This window comes from Acinetobacter portensis, from assembly GCF_009372215.1.
Classification (GTDB): Bacteria; Pseudomonadota; Gammaproteobacteria; order Pseudomonadales; family Moraxellaceae; genus Acinetobacter; species Acinetobacter portensis.
In genome coordinates this window covers 1-5,310 of sequence record NZ_LWRV01000120.1, presented here as the reverse complement: position 1 = coordinate 5,310, position 5,310 = coordinate 1, and the positions used below count along the sequence as shown (strand labels likewise).

Annotated in this window: 7 protein-coding genes; 5 read left to right on the top strand and 2 right to left on the bottom strand. The window is 33.7% G+C overall.

Going from position 1 to position 5,310, the window contains the following annotated elements; translation table 11 throughout:
* Positions 1–74: 74 nt before the first annotated feature.
* Complete coding sequence (locus tag A6M14_RS14020; protein WP_152875887.1) at positions 75–965, bottom strand: DMT family transporter; 891 nt, start codon at positions 963–965, stop codon at positions 75–77.
* A gap of 149 nt (positions 966–1,114) precedes the next feature.
* On the opposite strand from A6M14_RS14020, the gene A6M14_RS14015 reads away from it, so the two are divergent.
* Positions 1,115–1,864, top strand: a complete 750-nt coding sequence (locus A6M14_RS14015) for a helix-turn-helix transcriptional regulator (RefSeq protein ID WP_152875886.1) — start codon at positions 1,115–1,117, stop codon at positions 1,862–1,864.
* Here A6M14_RS14015 and A6M14_RS14010 read toward each other — a convergent pair.
* Complete coding sequence (locus A6M14_RS14010) at positions 1,851–2,753, bottom strand: DMT family transporter (RefSeq protein ID WP_152875885.1); 903 nt, start codon at positions 2,751–2,753, stop codon at positions 1,851–1,853. The two genes, A6M14_RS14015 and A6M14_RS14010, sit on opposite strands and share 14 nt — an antisense overlap.
* A gap of 248 nt (positions 2,754–3,001) precedes the next feature.
* Here A6M14_RS14010 and A6M14_RS14005 point away from each other — a divergent pair, with 248 nt between their 5' ends.
* The 4 genes from A6M14_RS14005 (at position 3,002) to A6M14_RS13990 (ending at position 5,307) form a co-directional block, all read left to right on the top strand.
* A complete protein-coding gene (locus A6M14_RS14005; RefSeq protein ID WP_163124643.1) occupies positions 3,002–3,547 on the top strand; it encodes a glutathione peroxidase in 546 nt (181 codons plus the stop codon).
* A gap of 210 nt (positions 3,548–3,757) precedes the next feature.
* Positions 3,758–4,162 (top strand): RcnB family protein, encoded by a 405-nt coding sequence (locus tag A6M14_RS14000; protein ID WP_152875883.1) that lies wholly within the window; start codon positions 3,758–3,760, stop codon positions 4,160–4,162.
* Between the two features lie 138 nt (positions 4,163–4,300).
* The gene (locus A6M14_RS13995) at positions 4,301–4,870 is read left to right on the top strand and encodes a hypothetical protein (RefSeq protein ID WP_152875882.1); all 570 of its coding nucleotides are present in this window, start codon (positions 4,301–4,303) and stop codon (positions 4,868–4,870) included.
* A 47-nt stretch (positions 4,871–4,917) separates the two neighbouring features.
* On the top strand, positions 4,918–5,307 hold the full coding sequence (locus tag A6M14_RS13990) for an AAA family ATPase (protein ID WP_152875881.1): 390 nt from the start codon (positions 4,918–4,920) through the stop codon (positions 5,305–5,307).
* Positions 5,308–5,310 lie beyond the last annotated feature (3 nt).

The window sequence follows — 5,310 nt, the reverse complement described above, 5'->3', positions numbered from 1 at the left end:
GAAATGTCAACAGACCCTAAACAAAAATAATACCTACATCATGTTTGTTTGATTGTTTTTTAATCAATTTAAAGTCATGAAGTCTTCTTTTGAGCAAGTAAAATTCCAACAATAATGATCACACCACCTATAGTGTGATAAATCGTCCACGCTTCTTTCAACCAGAAATATGCAATGAATGCAGTAAAAACTGGCATTAAGTTCATAAAAACACTGGTTCTGTTGGGTCCATTTTGCTGAATAGATAACATCCAGATTAATGGTGCAATAAGAGAAGGAAAAATACCTGCGTATAAAACACTGACTGCATTTTCAGGGCGAATGGCGTCTAAACCAAACCAAAGTAAAAATGGTAAGTGATAAATTAATGCAAAAATAATTTGAACATACAAACTTAACATTAGCGGGATTTGTAATTTCCATTTTTTCAGAAACACGCCATAAAAAGCATAGAAAAATACAGCGGCAATCATAAGCAAATCACCAACATGACCACCCAAATTCACCAAGCTTGTAATATCACCCTGCGCAATCACAAAAATCAAACCACTAAACGAAAGCACACCACCAATCACAGCATATTTATTTGGATATTCTTTTAAAATAACCATAGACACAAAAATGGTAAAAATTGGAATAAATGCGTTAATAATCCCCATATTTGTTGCACTTGTATAATGTGCTGCCGCATATGATATTCCTTGATAAAGCACCATTCCAAAAGCAGATAAGACTGCAAGCTTGGCTAAATTAGGTTGAATCAAATGCCATTCTCGAATGACTTTCATCAACATAAAGGGTGTCAAAATAAGAAATGCGACAAACCAACGATAAAAACTAATACTCACAGGGGAAATATAATCTGCAACATAGCGTGTCACCGCAACATTTAACGCCCAAATAAATACGGCAATAAGTGGCAAAAGGACTGCCCACCAATGGGTTATTTTTGTTTGCTGATTCATAAATACTTCGTGGCTTTAAGATGTGTGATTATTGTGCAAAAAGTCTGAAACAATTGAAATACTGATTTTCAGACATTTGTATCGTATAGTCGACATACTTCCAATATTCTTCTTTTCATTCTTGTTTTCTTTTTCTGTGAGTATTCAATATGCTTGAACTTGAAAAATACATCGATGTAGAGGATTTTTTCTATGAAAAAGATGATGTTGTTAGTCCACATGCATCTATTTGGGGAGATTTTAATTTTTGCCTAAACGGTATTTTAGAATATGAAATAGAGGGGCATATTCAACTATCTCCACCCAGTTATGGTATTTGGATTCCGCCACAAATCACACATCATTGTCATGAAGTTGAACAGACAAAAACGCATTATGTTGGCATTCGTATTCATCCAGAATTATGTAAAGAGTTTTCATCACATGCTGAAATTTTAGGGGTAAGTCCATTTTTTAGAATTCTGATTGAAGAAATTTTACAATTCAAATCTAAAGACAAAAAATCGCAAACTTATCGTCATTTATTACAGGTTTTATTGGATCAGCTTGTTCATGCACCGAAGTATCATCATTATCTTCCACAAAGCCACCACCCTGTTTTGAAAGATATTTTAGAAAACTTAGCCAAACCTAAAAATTTTACATGTAGTCGTCAACAAGTCATTTCCCACGCATCAATCACAGAACGGCATTTATTGCGTTTGTGCCAACAAGAACTCAACATGAGTATTTCTGAATGGCGTAATCGTGCCAAAATTTTGTACGCCATTACTCAATTAAGACAGGGCGAATCGATCAAAAAAGTGGGTTATGATTTAGGCTATAACCATAGTTCGAGCTTTATCGAATTTTTTAAGCGTTATACCAACCAAACACCAAGCCAAATTAAATCTTCTTAAGCTTTTTCTGTGCCAAAACCACTCCAAAAATTGCCATAATTGTGCCAATTGAATGGTAATACATCCATTGTTCATTCAAGTAAATATAGGCGATGATCGCAGTAATAATTGGGCCAAAATTGGTGAACATACTTGAACGATTTGGCCCCAAAGTTTGCATGGCTTTCATCCACATAAATGGTGCAACAATGGATGGTAACAAGGCAGCATAAAGTACAGGAAAAGCATTAGTCGCATTGATGGTTTGCAAGCCAACTACGCATAATAATGGAAGATGAATCAATAGACCTAAAGCAGTTTGAACAAACAAACTTGCCCCCAAACTTATTGGAAGTTTCCAGTGTCTAAGCAATACGCCATATAAAGCATAAGACACAACAGCCACAATCATAAGTCCATCTCCAAAGTGAAACCCACCTTGGAAAACGCCTGCAAAAGATCCACGACCAATTAAGAAAAATAAACCTGTAATTGAAATAATACTGCCAATAACACCATAAATTGTGGGCTTTTCAGCAAGCACGATTAAGCTAACAAATATCGTAAAAATTGGAATAAAAGCATTAATAATGCTCATATTGGTCGCTGTGGTGGTATGCCCTGCCGTATAAGACAAACATTGATACACAACCATTGCTAACAATGATAAAAGCGTTAGTTTTCCAATATTCTTTAATATAATTTGATGTTCTAAAATTAATTTTTTATACACAAATGGAAAAATCAAAACAAGGGCAATAACTAACCGCCAAAAACTAATACTAATAGGTTCAATAACAGAGGCAGCATAACGTGTGACCACCATATTAGTGCCCCAAATCACCACAGGCACCATTGGAATGGCATAAATCCATAGTGATGTTTTTTCAGTTTCCACTTGCTGTGACATATTCGAATTCATTGAAAAGCGATGTTTAATTGTACTGAATTTAGTTTCAAAATATTAATAGAATATTCAATCATTTATCTAATAAAAAATGCTGATTAATTCAGTTTTAAATCTTTAAAAACAATGATTGAGTCTTTTTATTCATTTTGCTTTAAATGTACAAATTTACCTCACAATCTACTTTAAATTCGCTTGCTCGAAAGCAAATTTAAAGCTACAACATTTGAGTTAATATTATTAGAGAAATAATCATGGCTTCTGTATACAACATTCCCCTAAAAAGCATTCAAGGTGAAGAGATCAGCCTTAACCAATATGAAGGCAAAGTTTTACTTCTTGTTAATGTTGCATCGAAATGTGGTTTAACACCGCAATATGAAGGCTTAGAAAAGCTTTATACGGAAAAGAAAAGTGCAGGATTAGAAATTTTAGGCTTCCCTGCAAATAACTTTTTAGAACAAGAACCTGGTTCAGATGAAGAAATTCAAGATTTTTGCTCGGTAAACTACAAAGTAGACTTCCCTCTTTTTTCAAAAATTTCAGTTGCAGGTACAGATAAACACCCACTTTATCAAACTTTGACTCAAGCTATTCCTGAACGTATTGGTGAAGGTCCTTGGTGGAAAGATCTTGTAGATTATGGTCTTACTCCAAATGAACCACCTGAAGTTTTATGGAATTTTGAGAAATTCCTTGTGTCTAAAACAGGTGAAGTTGTTGCTCGTTTTGCACCAGATATTACTGCCGATGATGCACGTATCGTTGATGCGATTAATGCTGAACTCGCGAAGTAATTTGTAACAGTAATGTAAGCATATTGCACAACGCTATATGCTTACATTTATCAATAAATAACAATAAATTAAAGCCAACAATGAACCATTTAAAAACTTCACAATTCACACATTATTTTAATATTTGAATAACAAATACTTCACTATCTATCAAATACTTAGACCTAAGATAAATTCATAAATAAAGATGACATCGTCTATAGGTGAAGCATGAACACTCTCGTTAAAGTACTTGTATTATCAATATCTACTGCTTTAGTTGCTGCACCTGTAATGGCTGCACCGCAAGATCATCAACCCAACAAAGGTCAAACTCAGTTTCAGCACAATAAAGCACCTGCCCCACAAAATCATCAGGCTCAAATGAATAAGCATTCGGCACAGCCTTTACAACAACATAAGCCTGCTGCTCAAAAAGCTGTAAAACCATCGTATGATTGGAGAGCAGGTCAAAAAGTTCCAAGTCAATTCCGTGGTCAAAGTTATAATGTAGATCATATGAAGCATAGAAAATTGACCAAACCTGCTAAAAATGAGCAATGGATTAAGGTAAATAATGACTATATTTTAACAAATGTGATTAGTCATATTATTCTTAAAGTAATTGCTGGTTAATTTTGGAATATCTAAAAAAAAGAGCATAAATATGCTCTTTTTTTTATGAAAAGAAATGTAACTCCTTTACAAAAGTCTATTTTTAATCCACATTCCACCTTTATATTCAAATTATATTTTATAAAAGCTGTCAATATTATGAAAAAAATTCTTCAAGGTGTATTACTTCCATTTGCTATTTTTAGTGCGGGCATTCTTTTAATTGGTTGTGAGCAAGATCAATCTCCCGAAACAACAACTGAACACAATACAACAGAGCTATCACAAGATTTAAATTCGAGTAGCGAAGTACATGAAAATTTAAAAAGTGGCAATGTTTTTTACGTTGTTCGTGATGTTGCAGACATGCAAATGAAAGCAGGAACTTATATTGATCAGTTAAAGCAAACCCAAATTAGCTTAGAAAATGCGGTCAACACGAAAGATCATCAACAATTAAAAGCAACCGCCACTCAGTTACACACTCAGCTGAAAGAATTGAATCAGGTTTTAGAATCTCTTAATTTAAAAAGTCACGAAGTGGATAATATTCGTGCAAATATTTTATCTGCCAATGAAAAAGTATTAAGTACGCCTTTTTTAAATGGTGATGTCGATTTATCTAAAATTGATTTGACTCAAATTGAACAACAAATGGGTAGCGTTCAAAATGAAATGATCAAATTAGCAAGCATGATCATGTCTTCTGATGAGAAAAAGTCATCTTAATGTTTTTAAATCATCATATTTTTCTATTTTTTGATTGAGCTAACACCATGCAAGTGATTATTTTTACCGGTGTTCAAGCTTCGGGTAAGTCGAGTTTTTATTTACTGAATTTAGCGCATAGTCATTTGCGTATTAATTTGGATATGTTGAAAACTCGGCATAGAGAAAATATGATTTTTGAAGCATGTTTAGCGTCTAAAACTAAAATGGTGATTGATAACACCAACCCAACGAAAGCTGATCGCGCACGTTATATTCAACGTGCAAAGGATGCAGGTTTTGAAGTCATTTCTTATTATTTTGAGACTGATTTAAAAAGTACGTTGAAGCGTAATAGTTACCGTGAGGGTAAAGCCAATATTCCTGAAGTGGGTGTTAGAGCAACTTATAAAAAACTAGAAATACCAAGTTTAGATGAAGGGCAGAGTAAAACTTGAAGT